Source organism: Gluconobacter cerinus, assembly GCF_002723935.1.
Lineage (GTDB): Bacteria > Pseudomonadota > Alphaproteobacteria > Acetobacterales > Acetobacteraceae > Gluconobacter > Gluconobacter cerinus.
The window spans coordinates 99105-116436 of the sequence record NZ_BEWM01000002.1; the positions used below are offsets into that span (position 1 = coordinate 99105).

General features: G+C 54.1%; 19 protein-coding genes and 1 tRNA gene. 10 read left to right on the forward strand and 10 right to left on the reverse strand.

All coding sequences use genetic code 11. The features are described from left to right. Nucleotides 1–42 precede the first annotated feature (42 nt). From rfbB to GCE01_RS04470, 5 genes are all read left to right on the forward strand, one after another. Nucleotides 43–1098 carry a dTDP-glucose 4,6-dehydratase gene (gene rfbB, locus GCE01_RS04450; protein WP_099211286.1) on the forward strand — a complete coding sequence of 352 codons (1056 nt, stop codon included), beginning with the start codon at nucleotides 43–45 and terminating at the stop codon, nucleotides 1096–1098. Between the two features lie 20 nt (nucleotides 1099–1118). Next, nucleotides 1119–1991, forward strand: a complete 873-nt coding sequence (rfbA, locus tag GCE01_RS04455; RefSeq protein WP_174694806.1) for a glucose-1-phosphate thymidylyltransferase RfbA — start codon at nucleotides 1119–1121, stop codon at nucleotides 1989–1991. Nucleotides 1992–2096: 105 nt separating this feature from the next. After that, entirely contained in the window at nucleotides 2097–2660 is a 564-nt protein-coding gene (gene rfbC / locus GCE01_RS04460; RefSeq protein ID WP_064275177.1) for a dTDP-4-dehydrorhamnose 3,5-epimerase, read from the forward strand. Nucleotides 2661–2668: 8 nt separating this feature from the next. Continuing rightward, entirely contained in the window at nucleotides 2669–3559 is an 891-nt protein-coding gene (gene rfbD, locus GCE01_RS04465) for a dTDP-4-dehydrorhamnose reductase (RefSeq protein ID WP_244591084.1), read from the forward strand. Nucleotides 3560–3635: 76 nt separating this feature from the next. Next, on the forward strand, nucleotides 3636–4646 hold the full coding sequence (locus tag GCE01_RS04470; protein WP_244591085.1) for a glycosyltransferase family 2 protein: 1011 nt from the start codon (nucleotides 3636–3638) through the stop codon (nucleotides 4644–4646). On the opposite strand, the gene GCE01_RS04475 is transcribed toward GCE01_RS04470, so the two are convergent. From GCE01_RS04475 to GCE01_RS04500, 6 genes are all read right to left on the reverse strand, one after another. After that, nucleotides 4637–5080, reverse strand: coding sequence for an HIT family protein (locus GCE01_RS04475; protein ID WP_174694789.1), 444 nt, complete (start codon nucleotides 5078–5080; stop codon nucleotides 4637–4639). The genes GCE01_RS04470 and GCE01_RS04475 overlap by 10 nt on opposite strands. Nucleotides 5081–5109: 29 nt before the next feature. Further along, nucleotides 5110–6597, reverse strand: coding sequence for a sugar porter family MFS transporter (locus tag GCE01_RS04480; RefSeq protein WP_086633309.1), 1488 nt, complete (start codon nucleotides 6595–6597; stop codon nucleotides 5110–5112). A 258-nt stretch (nucleotides 6598–6855) separates the two neighbouring features. Continuing rightward, the gene (locus GCE01_RS04485; RefSeq protein ID WP_099211294.1) at nucleotides 6856–7662 is read right to left on the reverse strand and encodes a metal ABC transporter permease; all 807 of its coding nucleotides are present in this window, start codon (nucleotides 7660–7662) and stop codon (nucleotides 6856–6858) included. Continuing rightward, entirely contained in the window at nucleotides 7649–8314 is a 666-nt protein-coding gene (locus tag GCE01_RS04490) for a metal ABC transporter ATP-binding protein (RefSeq protein ID WP_099211296.1), read from the reverse strand. Before GCE01_RS04490 ends, GCE01_RS04485 begins: the two co-directional genes overlap by 14 nt. Continuing rightward, the gene (locus GCE01_RS04495) at nucleotides 8298–9152 is read right to left on the reverse strand and encodes a metal ABC transporter solute-binding protein, Zn/Mn family (RefSeq protein WP_099211298.1); all 855 of its coding nucleotides are present in this window, start codon (nucleotides 9150–9152) and stop codon (nucleotides 8298–8300) included. Before GCE01_RS04495 ends, GCE01_RS04490 begins: the two co-directional genes overlap by 17 nt. A 57-nt stretch (nucleotides 9153–9209) precedes the next feature. Continuing rightward, nucleotides 9210–9626: a lytic transglycosylase domain-containing protein gene (locus tag GCE01_RS04500; RefSeq protein ID WP_086633305.1), complete on the reverse strand. Its 417-nt coding sequence runs from the start codon at nucleotides 9624–9626 to the stop codon at nucleotides 9210–9212. 99 nt (nucleotides 9627–9725) lie between these two features. Here GCE01_RS04500 and GCE01_RS04505 point away from each other — a divergent pair, with 99 nt between their 5' ends. Next, nucleotides 9726–10211, forward strand: a complete 486-nt coding sequence (locus GCE01_RS04505; protein ID WP_099211300.1) for an aminoacyl-tRNA deacylase — start codon at nucleotides 9726–9728, stop codon at nucleotides 10209–10211. A gap of 119 nt (nucleotides 10212–10330) precedes the next feature. On the opposite strand, the gene GCE01_RS04510 is transcribed toward GCE01_RS04505, so the two are convergent. Continuing rightward, nucleotides 10331–10406, reverse strand: a tRNA-Ala gene (locus GCE01_RS04510). Nucleotides 10407–10497: 91 nt separating this feature from the next. Continuing rightward, complete coding sequence (locus GCE01_RS04515) at nucleotides 10498–11109, reverse strand: Maf family protein (protein WP_099211302.1); 612 nt, start codon at nucleotides 11107–11109, stop codon at nucleotides 10498–10500. A gap of 353 nt (nucleotides 11110–11462) precedes the next feature. Here GCE01_RS04515 and hemE point away from each other — a divergent pair, with 353 nt between their 5' ends. From hemE to hemJ, 3 genes are read left to right on the forward strand one after another with little or no spacing between them, the layout of a single operon-like run. Beyond that, the gene (hemE, locus tag GCE01_RS04520; protein WP_167386117.1) at nucleotides 11463–12512 is read left to right on the forward strand and encodes a uroporphyrinogen decarboxylase; all 1050 of its coding nucleotides are present in this window, start codon (nucleotides 11463–11465) and stop codon (nucleotides 12510–12512) included. Beyond that, on the forward strand, nucleotides 12509–13213 hold the full coding sequence (locus tag GCE01_RS04525) for an HAD family hydrolase (RefSeq protein WP_099211306.1): 705 nt from the start codon (nucleotides 12509–12511) through the stop codon (nucleotides 13211–13213). Before hemE ends, GCE01_RS04525 begins: the two co-directional genes overlap by 4 nt. Beyond that, a complete protein-coding gene (hemJ, locus tag GCE01_RS04530) occupies nucleotides 13213–13656 on the forward strand; it encodes a protoporphyrinogen oxidase HemJ (protein ID WP_369826506.1) in 444 nt (147 codons plus the stop codon). The genes GCE01_RS04525 and hemJ overlap by 1 nt, the downstream gene beginning before the upstream one ends. Before the next feature lie 25 nt (nucleotides 13657–13681). Here the strand turns inward: hemJ and GCE01_RS04535 are convergent, their stop codons facing one another. Then, nucleotides 13682–14653: an SDR family oxidoreductase gene (locus tag GCE01_RS04535; protein WP_099211308.1), complete on the reverse strand. Its 972-nt coding sequence runs from the start codon at nucleotides 14651–14653 to the stop codon at nucleotides 13682–13684. Continuing rightward, entirely contained in the window at nucleotides 14653–15255 is a 603-nt protein-coding gene (locus tag GCE01_RS04540) for a DedA family protein (RefSeq protein ID WP_174694807.1), read from the reverse strand. The genes GCE01_RS04535 and GCE01_RS04540 overlap by 1 nt, the downstream gene beginning before the upstream one ends. A gap of 149 nt (nucleotides 15256–15404) precedes the next feature. Between GCE01_RS04540 and GCE01_RS04545 the strand changes: the two genes are divergently transcribed. Further along, on the forward strand, nucleotides 15405–17321 hold the full coding sequence (locus GCE01_RS04545) for an alpha/beta hydrolase family protein (protein WP_099211311.1): 1917 nt from the start codon (nucleotides 15405–15407) through the stop codon (nucleotides 17319–17321). Nucleotides 17322–17332: the final 11 nt, after the last annotated feature.

Here is a 17332-nt window from a genome sequence, read left to right on the forward strand (position 1 = left end):
GTGACGGGGCTGGAGCTCCTACCGTGATGTTAAGAGGTTGAAATGCGGATATTGTTGACAGGCGGTTGCGGCTTCATAGGTTCAGCCGTGGTGCGTCATATTATCAGAAACACCGAACACAGCGTGCTGAATGTAGACTGCATGACGTATGCAGCTTCTGAAGATACCGTAGCCGAAGTCGCTTCTGATCCGCGTTATTCCCACGCACGGGCGAACATCGTAAACGGCGTTGAAATGCAGCGCCTCTTTGAGGAATATCGCCCGGATGCCGTCATGCATCTGGCTGCTGAAAGCCATGTAGACCGTTCGATTGATGGTCCTGGCGTTTTCATCCAGACAAATATTGTTGGCACTTATTCTCTTCTTGAAGCTGCCCGGAAATACTGGAGCAGCCTTGGGAATGATGAGAAAGCGGCTTTCCGTTTCCACCATATTTCAACGGATGAAGTGTTTGGCCACCTTGAGCCAAATGATCCGCCATTTACTGAAACAACCCCTTACGACCCTCGCAGCCCTTACTCCGCTTCAAAAGCCTCTTCCGATCATCTGGTTCGCGCCTGGTATCACACCTATGGCCTGCCAACTTTCGTCACCAACACAACCAACAACTATGGCATCTGGCACTTCCCGGAAAAGCTCATTCCGCTCGTGACCATCAACGCCATTGAAGGTCGCGAATTGCCGGTTTACGGCAAAGGTGAAAACATCCGCGACTGGCTGTTTGTTGAAGACCACGCTGAAGCCCTCGTCCGCGCTGTCGAAATCGGCGAGCCGGGAGAGACTTACGCTATTGGTGCCCGTCAGCCCCGGACGAACCTGGAAGTCGTCAAGAAAATCTGCGCTGTTCTGGACGAACTTCTTCCTGACCCGGAAGGCCCGCGTGAACGTCTGATCCGCTATGTGACAGATCGCCCCGGCCATGACTTCCGTTATGAGATTGATCCGTCCCACGCCGAGAAAGAGCTGGACTGGAAAGCCAAGAACGACTTCGAAACCGGCATCCGCAAAACGGTTCAGTGGTATCTCGACAACCGTGACTGGTGGGAAGGAATCCGCTCCAAGCGTTACACGGGACAGCGACTGGGAACACGCTCATGAGCACGATCGAGACGAAGCCCATGAAGGGCATTATTCTGGCTGGTGGTTCAGGCACACGCCTGTATCCCATGACGCTTGCTTCCTCAAAGCAGCTCCTGCCGGTCTATGACAAGCCGATGATCTATTATCCTCTTTCCACGCTGATGCTGGCGGGAATCCGGGATATCATGATCATCACGACCCCGCATGACATGCCACAGTTTCAGCGCCTTCTAGGCGATGGTTCACAGTTCGGCGTCAACTTTGAATACCGCATCCAGCCTTCCCCGGACGGTCTGGCCCAGGCATTCCTGATCGCGGAAGACTGGATCCAGGGAGCGCCTTGCGCACTCGCTCTTGGCGACAACCTGATCTTCTCCGAACATCTTGGTGTTCTGCTCCGTGCGGCATCGAACCGTCCGGAAGGGGCAACCGTGTTCGCCTATCAGGTCCGCGATCCAGAACGTTATGGTGTGGTGTCGTTTGATGAAAGCGGTCGGGCCCTGAAGGTTGAGGAAAAGCCGTCCGAGCCAGAGTCTCACTGGGCCATCACAGGTCTGTATTTCTATGATCACCGCGTTGTGGATTTTGCCAAAAAGGTAAAGCCTAGCCCTCGTGGGGAACTGGAAATCACTGACCTTAACCGGATGTATCTTGAAGAGGGAACGTTGCAGGTCGATCGCCTTGGGCGCGGCTGTGCCTGGCTTGACGCCGGCATGCCGGACAGCCTGATGCAGGCTGGAACCTTTGTTCAGACCATTCAGTCCCGTCAGGGTATGCTGGTTGGCTCACCTGCTGAAGTCGCGTTCCGCAACAAGTTCATCAACGCTGACCAGCTTCGTGCCCATGCGAAGAAAATGGGCAAGACAGAGCTCGGGCGTCTTCTACTTGAACTCGCGGACCACGCTTCCTGAAATAAAAACCCCAAACGCTGTCTGATTTTTCAGACAGCGTTTTTTCGGAGGCAATCTCTATTTGGCCTCCAGTTCTCAAACGTCATTTATAAAAAGGAATTTGTTATGAAGGTTGAACGTCTCGCCATTCCCGACGTCATTCTTGTCACGCCGCCGCGTTTTAGTGACAACCGGGGTTTCTTTTCAGAAACTTACAATTTCGATCGTATGACGGAAGCGGGCATCAACCTTCCTTTTGTTCAGGACAATCAGAGCCTGTCCTGCGAGAAAGGCGTTGTGCGCGGGCTTCACTGCCAGCTTGCCCCCTATGAGCAGGGAAAGCTGGTTCGTGTAACGCGCGGCGCAATCTGGGATGTTGCTGTAGATGCCCGCACAGGCTCCCCGACCTACGGTCAGTGGGTAGCTGCAGAGCTGTCTGCTGAAAATTGGTCTCAGCTCTGGGTTCCGCCGGGCTTTCTGCATGGTTTCGTGACTCTCGAAGAGAACACGGAAGTTCAGTACAAATGCACATCGCTTTACAGCAAGGTTTCCGAGCGCGCCGTCATCTGGAACTGCCCGGACCTGAACATCGATTGGCCCATCGCCGAAGAAGAGGCTATCCTTTCCGACAAGGATAAGATCGCTCCGCACTTCTCCGCAGCCAAGGGCTGGTTCTCTTACGAAAAGTGAGTCGCATTATGTCCAGCACAGGTCCTATCCTCGTCACGGGCGGCAATGGCCAGCTTGCGACGTCTCTTGCGAACATCGGGGGTGATCAGATCATCCGTGTTGGGCGCCCTGAATTCGACTTCGACAAGCCGGAAACCATTTCCGCAGCTATCGAAAAATACCGCCCTGAAGCTGTCGTGAATGCAGCTGCCTGGACGGCCGTTGATCTGGCAGAAACGGAAAAAGCTGGAGCCGAACGCGCCAACTGCTCCGGCCCCAAGGCGCTCGCGGAAGCCTGCGCAAAGGCCGACATTCCGTTCATCCACGTTTCAACGGACTATGTTTTCTCAGGTGACAAGGGATCTCCTTACACGGAAGAGGATCCTACCAGCCCTGAAACAGTCTATGGCAGCACAAAGGCTGACGGCGAACAGGCTGTTCTGGCGGCAAACCCAAAGAGCATCATCCTTCGGACCTCTTGGGTTTACTCCGCGCACGGCAAAAATTTCGTCAAGACCATGATCAATGCTGGCGCCAAAAATCCGGCGCTCAAGGTTGTTGGCGACCAAAGCGGCAACCCCACCAGTTCTGACGATCTGGCTGACGCTATTCTCGCTATTCTGGCCCTCATCGAGAAAGATGGCTGGAAGCCGGAATTTGCTGGCATCTATCATGCCAGCGGCACAGGCGAGACGACGTGGCACGGTCTGGCTGTCGCTGCACTGGAAGAAGCAGAAAAGCATGGTCAATCCATGCCAACAGTCAGTGCAATCCGGACTGAAGACTGGCCGACCCCGGCCAAGCGTCCACAGGATTCACGGCTGGACTGTTCAAAACTTCATCGTGTGTTTGGCGTTCGGTTGCCTGAATGGCGTGAAAGCGTCGCACGGACAGTCCACCGCCTTTTCGCTGCGATCTGAAAAAATGGGTCATCCAGCAATTACGCAGGATGACCCTCCTGCCCTGCTTCCCTGACCCGTCTTAACCAAGGATATTATGTCTTCTCCCCACTCCGGCATTCGCCGCTGGAACCCACAAATGATACGGGGAGGAGCAAGCCAGACCGCCGACAGGACAGACCGTGTCGCCATTCTACTGTCCTTGCATAACGGCGAAACCTATCTCAACGCACAACTCGACAGCATTCTCGCCCAGACCCATACCGATTGGGTCCTTTACTGGCGTGATGACGGATCAACTGATGCATCCCGTGTGATCATGCTCTCATTTGAAGAGCATCGCGGACACGGGCGTTGCGTCGAAATTACATCCGTCATGGGCAATATGGGCGTGACGGGGTCTTATCTGCATCTTCTGGATTCCATTCCTCCAACGCCATTCGTAGCGTTCGCGGACCAGGATGACGTCTGGCAGCCTCAAAAGCTGGAATGGGCGCTGGAATGGCTCCAGAAACAGCCGCTCGACGTGCCAGCATTATACTGTGCCCGTCAGTATCTGACAGATTCTTCGCTCAACGTGTTCAGTAAGTCGGCGTCCCTCAGCAGAGCCCCTGACTTTGCATCCGCTCTGACGCAAAACATCGCAACCGGGCATACGGTTGTTATCAACGCGGCGACATATGAGCTTTTATATGAGCGACTGCCTCCGCCCTTCATCCTGCATGACTGGTGGGCTTATCTCGTTACGATGGCCTCTGGCGGTAAAGTCTTTTTTGATGAGCGGTGTGTCAGCTACTATCGCCAGCACGCGCGCAATACCGTCGGGGCAAAACGCTCGCTTCTCAGCCGCGGCTTAAGTGCTCTCAGACGCGGACCCGGCGTCTTCATGACGATCTTTGAGTCCAATGTTCAGCATCTGCTCCATGAGCCAGATATCCTGACAGAAGACGCACAGACCCTTCTGTCAGAACTGGCCGGAGCCCGGACGTTAAGAGCCAGAATCAAAATCCTCTGGAAGCGAAGAGAGCTTCAACGCCAGACACGTTGTGAGACCGCTATTTTCCGTCTCTGGTTTCTTCTCGCGGTCCGACAGCCGTCTCAAGGCTGAATATGTAGCTCGCGCCGCATGGCGTCTATGAAGGCCCCGTCATGCTCAAGACTGAATGGGCGTGCAGACGCATAATCATAAGCGATACTGGCTGCCTTGATGCGTAGGTCCTCAGGTTCTGAGGCATACCGCGGAACTATATGCGTATGAAGAGACGGTGCCAGATTACACCATGTTTCGTAATTGATGCGATTTGAGGCGGTAAGAGCCAGAAGAGCATCCCCGACAGCGGCGACATCCAGAAGATATTGAATCCGCTCCTCACCTTTCAGGTCATTCAGGGAAGGCACAACAGGATCGGCGAGGAGTTGGCAATATCCTGCAAGAGGCTGCGTCTCACCAATAACAAGCCAGCCAGATTTCATACGCCCAATGACAAACGGGTTGCTGCCACTTCGCGCGGCAACAACCCGTTTTGCAATAACATCCAACATGCATGTTTCCCTTCAAAAAGGGAAAGCTATCATGCCGCGGAACGTGCGTCCTCTTCATCCTCTTCCGGCACAATACGCTTGTTGTCGCGAGTGGGCCGGAAACGGTTTTCCACCAGAGCGTCTTCAATATCTTCGAGAGAGGCACCGGATGTTTCTGGGACGAAGAAAAAGACAAAAATGACCGAAGCCAGATTGACGAGGGCATAAAACCACATCGTCCATGTCAGACCAATTCCCTCTGCCATCGTAAGAGCCGTGCTGGTGACGAGCAGGTCAGCCCCCCACAGGGTAGCGGCATGCAGGGAGGTCGCCTGTCCGCGCATGGACAGCGGGAACATTTCAGCACCCAGCAGCCAGCCACAGACCTGAATGCCACCCGAGTTGAACATCATGAACAGCAGCAGGAACGCGACGATCAGATATGATCCTGCACTACCTGCGGCAGGGTGCAGCATGAACATGATACCCAGACCAACCAGCGAGAGTGCTGCCCCTGGCCCCATGATCAACATCAAACGACGCCGGCCAATCCTGTCCACAAAGAGACAGCCCAGAATGGTCATGATGCAATAAACGATCGCAACACCAAGCGATGCCCAGAGCGCTGACGAAGCTCCGAAACCAGCATCATTCAAAAATGTCGGGGCGTAGTAGATCATCATCTCCAGGCCACCACACTGGGTAAAGAATGCTACACCCAGTGCTGCGACGAGAGCCGGTCGAACCCAAGGCTGGAAAAGACCATGCCACCCCCGGTTCTCCTGCTTGATGCCCTCTGCATTCTCACGAATGGCCTCAACTTCTTTGCGAACTGCCCTTTTTGTGGTGCGGATACGGCTAAGGTGAAGAATGGCATTCTTCATGCCTTCATTCTCAGCAGACCAGCGCGGGCTTTTTGGCATGAAGAACATGGATACAAAGACAAGGAAAGCCGGTATCGCGGCAATCCCCACCATAGGGCGCCAGCCCCAGTTCGTGCGCTGTGTAAGACCGATGATATTGGCAATCAGAATACCGAGGCCGATCGCCACGTTGAACATCGTCACAAGGCTTCCCCGCCGTTCCTGGGGGGCCAGCTCCGAAATATACATCGGCACAACCTGTGTGGAACCACCGACGGCAAGTCCAAGCACAAATCGTGCAGCAATGAGGCTCCATACATCCGGAGAGAAAGCGCACGCTGTCGCGCCAAGAACAAAGACACCACTCACGAGACACGTTGTGGTGCGCCGTCCGAATTTTTCTGAGAGAGACCCGGCCACGAAGGCGCCGAATACTGCTCCAAGAAGAATAGCAGAAGCGACACTTTCTTTCATTGTAGAGTTCAGATGAAAATCATCGCCAATCAAAGGCAATGTGCCGGAGATGATGCCTGTGTCGTAGCCGTAGAGGCCACCGCAGATTGCAGCAACCATGGCTGCAAGCATCAGGATCAATTTCGCGTTCGGGGAGACCTCAACCTGTGAGAGGTCTATCTTTTCACGAGCAGGTCGAGATGTTTTTGTATCATTTGGCATAATGACATTAACATATCGCAATCTATTCAGTTTTTCCGCATTTTTCTATTTTTTTGAAAATTAAGTGAACTTCCACTTATTGTGGCCACGAAAATCAGAATTCTATATGAATATCAGGACTGCTCCGGAGACCTTCTATGCTGACGCCCACACCCGATACCACCCGTGATGTGCCCTATATTTCTGGTAGAATCCTGATCATCATGCACATCTGTATCGTTGCTTTCATCGTGTTCGTGCACTGGTTCGCCGGATCCCTTAATTAGTCCGCAGCCTCGTCCAGAGGTTCGCCAATCCATAAAAAATCCCTGCTCCCAACCCAATCCAGAATGGAATGGGGATATCCGTTATCCAGGACAGCATCAGACCACCCCAGGACAGGACAAGAGCGAGCAATACGGAAACCAGTAGTCCCATCGCCGGGCATAGCCCTAGCCTCAATGCCGTAGCCGCCGGGCCAATCATGAGACTGAAGGCCAGCAATGCTCCGGAGACTTCGGCACATGCTGAACAGGCCAAAGCTGCTACAGCCATAAATCCAAGGGACGTCAGGCGCACAGGAACACCACGTGCACGCGCCACTTCTGGCGTCAGGCTCGAAAACAGAAGCGGCCGTCCAAGAAAAACCAGCCCCAACAGACAGAGGGCCGTCACTCCAGCCAGAATGAACAGCGTTGGAGTGTCAATTCCGAGCACATCCCCAAATAGCAGTGTCGTCGCCATGCTGGAGGCTCCGTTGGCCTCATGCAGGAACCAGGTGCCCAGGCCAAGGCTGGCAGCAAGCACAAGGCCGATCGTACTGTCTCTCTGAGGGGGAATTTTACCGCGTCCCTCACCTTCGCTTCCTATGGCAAGGCCTGCCAGAAGGCTGAAAGCAATCATTCCAAAGAGAGGCGAAACGCCAAGCCAGACTGCCCCTGCGGCTCCACTGAAGCCAATGTGGGACAGTGCATGGGCTGCAAAAGCCTGTCGCCGCAGGCTCAGAAACCATCCCACAGTTCCTGCGAGAACAGAGACGAGCGTGCATCCCAGAAATGCATGCCGCATGAATTCAAATTCGAACATGCAACTCGCCATTTTCCAGAGCCAGAACGCGCGTTACTTTTCCTTCCAGCGCAGCAGTTTCATGAGATGTCATAAGGATTGAAACGCCAAGGGTCTGGGTGAGTGATACCAGCAGGGCAACAATCTGCTGCTGTGCGTCGTGATCCAGAGCGGCAAGGGGTTCGTCCAGAAGGAGCAGACCCGGTTGACCGGCAAGTGCCTGTGCCAGACAGACACGCTGTCGCTCTCCCCCTGACAGATGTCCCAGAGGCCGTTTTGAGAAAGAGAGTGCTCCAGTCAGGGCAAGAAGCCTCTCGGCCTCCCTTTTTCTTTGACCAAAACGAACAGGCACACCCCAGCGCGCACCGTCCATGGCAGCCATCACATGACTGATCGCCGGGATCATGAGAGCCGCATCGCTCAAACCCTGCGGCATATATCCAATGCGTTCACAGGCCATTCCGGGTGGGAGACCGTCAATCAGGATCTGTCCTTTCTCAGGCCTTACAAGATCCAGACAAGCCCGCAGAACAGTCGATTTTCCTGCACCATTTCGTCCTGACAGAAGCGTAATGCCTTCAAGAGGCACGGTCAGGGAAACCTGATTTAAAACACGTGTCTGGCCTGCACAGAGGGTAATATTCTCAAGAACAAGGTTATCGGGACTGGCCATCAAGTGCCTGCTGAACGGACTGAAGGATCGACGAGACCCAGTCTTGCCATTGCTGGCTGACAGGGAGCGTCTCTCCTATCATAACCAGCGGCAGACCGCTGCCCCTGGCCCGCTCTACCATACGGTCAATCTGTGGAGACCTGACGGCAGGATTGACGATCAGAAATCTGATCTGTCTGCTGTCGATTGCAGTTTCCAGTTGGGCCACATCACGCGGCGACGGTTCGCTATGATGCATGACCGACAGGGCGAACCCGGGGTCAATGATCCTGAGTCCCATCGTCTGGATCAGATCAGCTCCCACCGGTTCCATGACACCGATAATAGTCCCGTCGTGTTTCTGCCTGATGGCTGCTGTCTGGCCAGACAGAGCATCAACCTGAGTCAGAAAGCTCGTTAGGCGGCTACGAATATCCGTCTGATCCAAGCCCCGCGCTATAAACGCGTCCGCCACGGCTGAGGCCACTTTACGCACGGCGTTCAGATCGAGGAACAGATGCGGATTATCCCCTGCGCGCCATCCCGCTTCTTCTGCTGCAATAATCCGTGTTGCTGATGAAGGAGAAAAATGGACTGCCCAGTCATCGTAGGTCGCGCCATTCAAAACGATGACGCTGGCATGAGCCATGTTCCGCGCCATGGATGGCGTTGGCGTCAATTCATGGGGATCGATGCCCGGAGTTGAAATTAAAGACTGTGTCTGGACGGCCGGTCCACCAATCTGCGCTGCAATATTACACCAGGCTGCCTCGACGCAGACCACAGGCAGTGGAGCAGCATACGCAAAAGGCGCAGTCAGAAGCGAACCAGCCAGAAACAGGGTTCGGACACAGCGCATGAGTTTCCCCGGACGGATGGAAAGGAAAAACGTTATAAGATAACATTCTTCCTTTGGCTATCCTCGGGACGGCGGCCTTACGTAAAGTTCGGTTGCTGCGGCAAGAACCTTACGCTGATACGCCATATTCAATGGCACGGTCCGTGAATGGTAATCTCCAATGGCGCGCATGAGATTCCCGTGTTCATTATCCAGAGCGGTGCGAAGGATCATCGCAGCGGCAGCAACATTGAAACAAGGCTCAAGGGCCAGTCGCGTTGCAATCTGGGCAGGGCTTTGGTGCAGCATGGATGAAATAGGAAGGATCCACCGCGAATTGATCTGCATGAGACCAATATCCACTGATCCATCCTTATTCTGGCTAACCTTGCCCATCACTCCACCTTCAACCCGCTGAATGGCAGGAAGAACACGGGGAGGAATACGATAATGCAAAGCCGAAGCAAGCATACAGGCTAGGAAACCAGCGGCCATGAAACCCTGTCATCTTTATTAAAGAAGCTCATAGTCTAGCATCCCCTGACCCTACCTGCCATCCTGACACAACAAGCCGAAAGAATAAGAGCAACAGGAATGAATACACAGGACACTTCCGCAACCCTGACCTTGGATGCTCTGTCCATACCCTATCAGCGTCGCATTTATGACTATGATCCATCCGCTGGGAAACTAGGTATCGCCGCCGCCAAAGCTCTGGGTCTTTCCCCAGATCATGTTCTCAAGACCCTGATGGTGCAGATTGACGGGCGCCCTGCCTGTGTTGTCCTGCCTGCCGATCGCGAGTTGGATTTCACACGGGTCGCAGCAGCATTTGGGGGAAGAAAAGCCAAAATGCTCTCTCGCCCGGAGGCAGAACAGCGGACAGGGTACAAGATTGGCGGTGTCAGCCCATTCGGCCAGCGCAGTATTGTACCAACAGCTTTTGATCAGAGTGCAATGGATGGCCCCCCTGTCGTCATCAATGGTGGCGACCGAGGCCTTCTTCTGGAACTTGGACCTCAGGATGCTCTCATAGCGACGAACGGTCTGGTCGCAGACCTCGTTCGCCCGTTGCCCTGAATTTGGACACAGACCTGACCCTTCATATTGAAAGGACAAGGTCTGGGCCAGCGACACGGGCTTCGTGTGTAAAGACACAAAAATCGTAGAGCAGAAGTTTCAGATTTTTTGGGAGAAACTGGTGGAGCCAATCGGGATCGAACCGACGACCTCCTGAATGCCATTCAGGCGCTCTCCCAACTGAGCTATGGCCCCACGTGTTTCATCTACAGCCCCTTTGGGGTGGAGCCGGATGAGCGCGGTATATAAGGATGTTTTCATCGTGACAAGCCATAAAAACACTTTTTCAGGCTAGAATCACGTTCTCCTGACGCAGCTTCTCAAGAAGCGAAAGCCGTGGAAGTCCAAGGATAGCATCCTGATCGCCCGAAATTTTGGAAAACAGCTGAATACCCAAGCCTTCCAGCCGATAAGCCCCTACGCAGGACAGTATCCTGTCCCCCTCTTCTCTTAGATAGAGCTCCAGAAATTCATCGGAAAAGGGGCGCATCGTCATTTGAGGAATAGCGAGTGTCTCCCAGATTTTCTGTGTGCCCCGATACAGAACGACAGCCGTCTGAAGGATATGCGTGCGGTTTCGAAGGCATTTAAGATGCGTCTTCGCCTCATTGAGATCCTGCGGCTTCGCAAAGGCTGTTCCGTCCAGATCGAGGATCTGGTCAGCCGCGATAATCAGACTGGTGTCCGGCGATACGTCGGCCGCAAGCCTCGCTTTGGCATCCGCGAGAGCCAAAGCCGTGTCTCCCAGAGATTTTCCTTCACTTTCACACTGCTGGCGCAAGGCCTCTTCATCCAGATCTACCGGTCGAACCTGAATGATCAGACCACTCTCTTCCAGAAGTACTCGCCGGGCACTCGAGCCACTTGCGAGGATTATGGAATTATTGAGCAAGGTCATAAGATGCGACTCCAAACTATCGACGGCGAGCACGAGTACCAGTACTGCGTATGACCCGGTGAAAAGATTGTGTCAGTACTGGGGTACATGGGGACAGTACTTGAAGTTTGCGGGAAGGTACCGAGTACCGTGGATTGTTGGGTACGCCCCCAAATTTTGGGGGTTGTACACAGGGGGTCTGTGAGCAAATCGGGATAGAATCCTGCACCCCCTTGTCCACTGCGGGTTTTGCAGTTGTACACAGTGTGAGTAAGACGGGGTACATTTTTAGAGAGCCGGGTACCCCGGTATCCACAGGGATCATCCTATCCTCCAGGATTTCTTTCTTATTTCTTTCATGGTTAGTGAGCGGCATGAATTCGGAAAACGCACCCCTCTCCCCATCCTCGAAACCGCTCCTGAGAGCTCTCAAGGGTGAAGCTGTCTGGCCCCCGCCGGTCTGGCTCATGCGGCAGGCAGGGCGTTACCTTCCCGAATTTCGTGCCATGCGTGACAAAGCTGACTTCCTGACGCGCTGCATGACTCCGGACATGGCTGAAGAACTCACCCTTCAGCCGATCCGCAGGTATGGAATGGACGGAGCAATCCTGTTCTCGGACATTCTCATCCTGCCCTGGGCAATGGGTCAGTCCCTTGAATTCATTGATGGTCGGGGCCCGGTTCTTGGCGCCATCCGTTCTCAGGCAGATCTGGAAAAACTTGATCCCAAGCGTGTACAGGACGCCACGGCACCTGTTCGGGAAACACTCTCGCGACTGAGTAAATCACTCCCAGATGTCACGACATTGCTCGGCTTTGCCGGCAGCCCATTTACGGTCGCCTGTTACATGGTTGAGGGCGGTGGATCGCGGGATTTCGCCAATACCCGCAAAATGATGCAAACTGATCCAGCGCTGTTTGATCGTCTGATTGAAACCCTGACGATCAGCACAGCGGAGATGCTTTGCGGTCAAATTGAAGCGGGCGGTGAAGCTGTCATGCTCTTTGATTCCTGGGCTGGAATTCTCCCTCCCAACGCATTTCGTCGCTATGTGATTGAACCTACCCGGCAGATCGTGCGTCATATCCAGGAGAAGCATCCGAATACGCCGATTATCGGTTTCCCGCGCCTGGGAGGAATCATGATACGCGAATACGCAGAAAAGACGGGGGTCAATACGCTGGCGCTCGATACAGTGGCCGATCCGGCGCAGATTGCGGAGCTGGTACCAAACGTGACGCTGCAAGGGAATATGGACCCGATGGTCCTGTTTTCTGGCGGTGAGGCCATGGTGCGTGAAGCTCAGGGGATCCGGGACGCGCTTCGTGGGCGTTCGCATGTTTTCAACCTGGGACACGGCGTTATGCAGCACACACCGCCTGAAAACGTCGGTGCCCTCGTTGAGGCGGTGCGCGCGATATGACCACGGCTCTGGATGCAGCAGGCCAGCTGAAACTGGTCATCTTCGACTGTGACGGTGTACTCGTGGACAGTGAGCGTGCGTCCTGCCGGGCCACAGCAGAGTTCGCTCGGTCCCTGGGTCTTAAGATTTCAGACGATGAGGCTCATGACCGGTTTTCAGGTAAGGCACTCTCTCAGGTCGTAAAGGAACTGGAGCACGAAACAGGACGTGCTCTACCTGAAAATACGGCACTCAAAATGAGGGAAAATCTTGTACGTCTGATGCAGAAAATGGCAGAACCTGTAGAGGGTGCGCCAGAAATGCTGCATGGAATACGTGGTTTACAACTGCCGTTTCGTGTTGGTTCGAACTCGTCTGTCGTTGAGATGGATGCCAAGTTTGAACGGACACAGATGACTATATTTTTCCCGGAAAACCGGGTCCATTCAGCGAATGACATGGATGAACCGAAGCCATCTCCTGGGGTTTATCTGTACGCTGCAAAAGCAGAAGGTGTTCTGCCAGAAAACTGTGTTGTGATTGAGGATAGTGACACGGGTGCTGAAGCCGCCCGGCGTGCTGGTATGAGTTGTGTGCTTCTTCGTTCGGAAGACCTTCCTCTTCCGGCATTTTGGCCAACGCCAGGCTTCGTCAGGATCGGTCATCTCTCCGAACTGGTACCGCTGCTTCGCAAGACACTTCAAAGCCAGAAAGACAACTGATGGACTTTGTTGTTGATCACCTGAGCTGGTTCCTGTCCCTCCATATCATGGCCTTCACGGCCTGGATGGCGGGGACATTCTATCTGCCACGCCTCTACGTGTACCATACCCAGACAACGCCTGGTACTGCGGAGAGCGAACGTTTCAAAATCATGGAACGCAAGCTTCTCCGTCAGATCATGACGCCTGCGATGATTGTTACCGTGCTCGTGGGGGGTATGATGTCGTCGGTGCCGGGTCTGGTGGACTGGAACAGCGGCTGGTGGTGGACAAAAGTGATCTGCGTTCTCGGCCTCATGGGGTTTCATGGGGCGTGCAGCAAATGGCGTCGTCTGTTCGCAGAAGACCGTAATCCGCATTCCGAGAAATATTACCGGATCGCAAACGAGGTACCGACCATTCTCATGGTGATCATTGTCATCATGATCATGGTTCGGCCCTGAGGACGTCGCCTGTAAAAATACGGCCTTAGAGAAGGCCGTATTTGACGCCAGTCATTTCTTCAGAAATTGCCCAGAGGCGTTTTGCGAGCGTATGGTCTGACGCAGCCTCTGGCAGCCCGGCGTCACCAGGGAGACCGGTTCTTTCTCCCTTGCCCAGAGGCCCATAATAACCTCCGTCCTGCGCTTCAGGAGACGCCAGAGCATAGAGAAGCGGCCAAGCCCCCTCTTCCACTGTCTGTCCCATCATATGAAACACAGGGCCGGCGAAGCTTCGGGCAATTTTACGACCCCAGCGACCAACCGGGGTACCATTCCGATCAAGCGAGCCGTTATTGGAGACAATATCGCTTGCCGCCCAGCCTGGATGAGCAGCCCGTGAATGAATGGGCCAGGGAGCTTTCTTGGCCCGACGGTCTAGTTCCAGAGCAAAGAGCAGATTTGAAAGTTTACTCTGCCGGTAACGTGCCACCGGATTGTAGCGGTGCCGCGCATTCAGATCACCAAACGGAATTTTACCCTTCAGGGCAGCAAGGGACGCGACAGTCATGATTGTCGCATTGCCCGCGGCTAATAGAGGGAGCAGCCGTCCGGTCAGAGCAAAATGACCAAGGTGGTTGGTACCAAACTGAAGTTCAAACCCGTCTTTTGTGGTGAGCCGGGATGCAGGGCCCATGATGCCAGCATTATTGGCAAGAAGCTGAATGGGGCGTCCCTGCTCGCGCAAAGCGGTGGCAAAAGCTGAAATAGAGGCCAGTGAGGCAAGATCCAGCACTTCAAAGCGGCCCTGCACACTTGGAACACGTTCATACAGACGGTTAAGAGCCGCCCTGCCCTTCTCCAGGTTACGCCCACTCAAAATGATGGAAGCGCCACGCTCAGCCAGCCCACAGGCAATTTCGAAACCCAGGCCGCCTGTGGAGCCCGTAATGAGCGCAGTCTGACCATCCAGACGATTCAGATTATCAAGAGACCAGCTGGTCTGGGAAAGACGGGTCATCAGTGTTGTCCTTTTTCGTGGGCTCCGGCGGCTGAGCGCTTTTCATCTTCTTCAGCCTGTTTCATGGCTTCTTCAGTCAGTCGTTTCTCGTTCTTTTTGAGAAAGAGAAACGCTCCTCCCAGACAACAGGCTCCTACGACGGCCAGAGCAATTCCAACCGGCCCAGTGATCTTTTCGATCTGCTTACCGAGTTCGTAAGTGATGAAGGCATAGCCCCCAGCCCAGAAGAGACCGCCCAGCGCGTTGAAAAAAAGAAACGAATGCCAGGGCATTCGGTTTGCTCCAGCCAGAAGAGCAACGAACACACGCAGAACAGCGACAAAGCGTCCAAGGAAGACAACAACCCCGCCGTGTTTGCGAAAAAGATAGCGGCCGAGCATCAGGCGCTCGTCAGTCAAGCCGACCTTCTTGCCGTGTTTCTTCAGGATGCTGTAGCCAAAATGGTGGCCAAGCAGATACCCGAAATTATCGCCCATGATGGCGCCTGTCACAGCGGCAAGGGCAATCCATCGAATCTCGAGATGATGCGTACTTCCTGCATAGAGGGACGCAGCGATGATGATGCTTTCCGCTGGCAGTGGCAGGCCCATGCTTTCCAGCATGACTGTCACGCCGATAACGCCGTAGCCATATTCCTGGAGCAGGTGATCGAGAAATTGCGTGAGATGAAACAGTGTCGTGATCCTGTGCGAATATGGCGGAAGGCAAAACCGCCAGCTACGATATTAGGACATCAGACACGGGATGAAAAATGACTGAGCTTTGCCCTCCTCACGTAGCCGGAAACTGGCCCTCCTGGGTTGGCCCTGAACTCGTGGCTGGCCGCACTCTTTCTTTCTCTGAACTCAGAACGGTTGAAGACTGGGTATTCTGGCAGGAGACCCGACCAGAAGAGCAAGGCCGCACGGTGATCGTCGGACGACGTCACGATAGAACACTCGTAGATCTGATCCCGCCAGAGAGAACTGTCGGAACCCGTGTTCACGAATATGGTGGAGGAGCGTGGGATGTCCGCCTGAAAAACGGATATCCGGAAGTTGTTTTCAGTGACCGAAAGGTCGGCGGCCTGTGGTTCAGCAACAGAGAAGGCACGTTTCAGGCGTTATCTGGCGATCGTGCACCGGAAATGCGTTATGCTGATCTGACATGGGATACAGCCGGAGACGGTGTTTTCTGCGTTCGTGAAACGCATGACGAAGGTCTGCCAACAGCGGCGCTTGTCCATGTATCACACTCGGGCCAGGAAACGGTTCTGTTAGAAGGGGCTGATTTCTATGCAGCCCCTCGCCCCTCGTTGGATGGTGCCTCTCTGGCCTGGTTCTCCTGGCAGAATCCGGAAATGCCGTGGACAGTCACCCGACTATTTGTGGCACCTATTGACCGAACCGGCCTCAAGCTTGGACGAGCCACAGATCTGAGTGGTCAGACACCCTGCAGCATTATTGAACCGCGTTGGGGGGTAGATGGTAGCCTCTATGCGACATCAGATGCTCAGGGCTGCTGGACGCCTGTTAAATTCGTGCATGATCAAACGGGATGGAAAGAGCAGTTTTTCCCAGAGGCTGGAGCTGAGATTGGTCTGCCGCATTGGGTCTTCGGACAAAGAACACTCACGCCACTGCCTGACGGTCAGCTTCTCGCATTAGGAATTCGGAAAGGCCTCACTGGCGTTCTGCTCTTTGCAGATGGACATTGGAAAACTGTTCAGATGGGAGCGCCCGTCAACGTTCCCGAACGTCTGTCGAATGGACAGTTTGCCTGGATTGATGCCCCCGAAAACGCTCCACCTGCTTTGGCTATTGGTGACATTGATGGGAATTTCGAGCGTTTTCGTCCAAGTGTTGTGCTGCCTGATACGATTACGTCTGACGACATTGCCAAGCCTTCTTTGTTCTCTTTTCCAACCGCGGATGGATCGAAGGCATATGCGCTCTTCTATAAACCTGCGAGCAGCACGTCGCATCTAGAAGAAAGTGAAAAACCGCCTTTGGTTGTTATGGCTCATGGCGGTCCAACAGGGCGTGCCAATTCAGGCTTTGCTTTCAAAGTGCAATGGTGGACCTCCCGCGGTTTCGCTGTTCTTGATGTCAATTACCGCGGTTCAACAGGGTTTGGTCGCAAATATCGGGAGGCCCTAAACGAACAATGGGGTGTTGCAGATGTTGAGGATTGCCTGGCTGGTGTTCAGTCTCTGACTGAACAAGGGCTAGTTGATCCAGCGCGCTGCGTTATTCGCGGAAGCAGTGCGGGAGGCCTGACTGTTCTGTCAGCGCTGGCACAGTCTGATCTCTTTGCGGCAGGCGCCTCTCTTTATGGCGTTACCGATCTAAGGGCCTTGGCAGCAGAGACGCATAAATTCGAAGCACGCTATCTGGATGGTTTGATTGGGCCTTATCCCGAAAAGGAAGCTGTGTATCTGGAACGTTCTCCTCTCACACATGCGGAGAAAATTTCCGTTCCTGTCCTGTTCCTGCATGGCGGTGCTGACAAGGTAGTGCCTCTCGCACAGGCTGAAGCCATGAGAACAAAACTGGCACAGTCTGATCTCCATGTTTACCCGGACGAAGGTCATGGTTTTAGAGCCCGTGAAGTTGTCGAAGATGCTCTTGAGAGAGAGCTGAGATTTTACCGAACTGTTTTTGCCACATCCGCTGATCCGGCCATATGAGTAAAGAAATC

Bases quoted from the DNA above. Each gene is read 5' to 3' on its own strand.
- GCE01_RS04475 (WP_174694789.1), bottom strand. From the start codon at position 5,080: ATGTTGGATGTTATTGCAAAACGGGTTGTTGCCGCGCGAAGTGGCAGC.
- GCE01_RS04470 (WP_244591085.1), top strand. From the start codon at position 3,636: ATGTCTTCTCCCCACTCCGGCATTCGCCGCTGGAACCCACAAATGATA.
- GCE01_RS04505 (WP_099211300.1), top strand. From the start codon at position 9,726: ATGAATACACAGGACACTTCCGCAACCCTGACCTTGGATGCTCTGTCC.
- GCE01_RS04525 (WP_099211306.1), top strand. From the start codon at position 12,509: ATGACCACGGCTCTGGATGCAGCAGGCCAGCTGAAACTGGTCATCTTC.
- GCE01_RS04540 (WP_174694807.1), bottom strand. From the start codon at position 15,255: ATGCTGGAAAGCATGGGCCTGCCACTGCCAGCGGAAAGCATCATCATC.
- rfbA (WP_174694806.1), top strand. From the start codon at position 1,119: ATGAAGGGCATTATTCTGGCTGGTGGTTCAGGCACACGCCTGTATCCC.
- hemJ (WP_369826506.1), top strand. From the start codon at position 13,213: ATGGACTTTGTTGTTGATCACCTGAGCTGGTTCCTGTCCCTCCATATC.
- GCE01_RS04515 (WP_099211302.1), bottom strand. From the start codon at position 11,109: ATGACCTTGCTCAATAATTCCATAATCCTCGCAAGTGGCTCGAGTGCC.
- GCE01_RS04490 (WP_099211296.1), bottom strand. From the start codon at position 8,314: ATGGCCAGTCCCGATAACCTTGTTCTTGAGAATATTACCCTCTGTGCA.
- GCE01_RS04480 (WP_086633309.1), bottom strand. From the start codon at position 6,597: ATGCCAAATGATACAAAAACATCTCGACCTGCTCGTGAAAAGATAGAC.
- hemE (WP_167386117.1), top strand. From the start codon at position 11,463: ATGAATTCGGAAAACGCACCCCTCTCCCCATCCTCGAAACCGCTCCTG.
- GCE01_RS04545 (WP_099211311.1), top strand. From the start codon at position 15,405: ATGACTGAGCTTTGCCCTCCTCACGTAGCCGGAAACTGGCCCTCCTGG.
- GCE01_RS04485 (WP_099211294.1), bottom strand. From the start codon at position 7,662: ATGTTCGAATTTGAATTCATGCGGCATGCATTTCTGGGATGCACGCTC.
- GCE01_RS04500 (WP_086633305.1), bottom strand. From the start codon at position 9,626: ATGGCCGCTGGTTTCCTAGCCTGTATGCTTGCTTCGGCTTTGCATTAT.
- GCE01_RS04535 (WP_099211308.1), bottom strand. From the start codon at position 14,653: ATGACCCGTCTTTCCCAGACCAGCTGGTCTCTTGATAATCTGAATCGT.
- rfbD (WP_244591084.1), top strand. From the start codon at position 2,669: ATGTCCAGCACAGGTCCTATCCTCGTCACGGGCGGCAATGGCCAGCTT.
- GCE01_RS04495 (WP_099211298.1), bottom strand. From the start codon at position 9,152: ATGCGCTGTGTCCGAACCCTGTTTCTGGCTGGTTCGCTTCTGACTGCG.
- rfbC (WP_064275177.1), top strand. From the start codon at position 2,097: ATGAAGGTTGAACGTCTCGCCATTCCCGACGTCATTCTTGTCACGCCG.
- rfbB (WP_099211286.1), top strand. From the start codon at position 43: ATGCGGATATTGTTGACAGGCGGTTGCGGCTTCATAGGTTCAGCCGTG.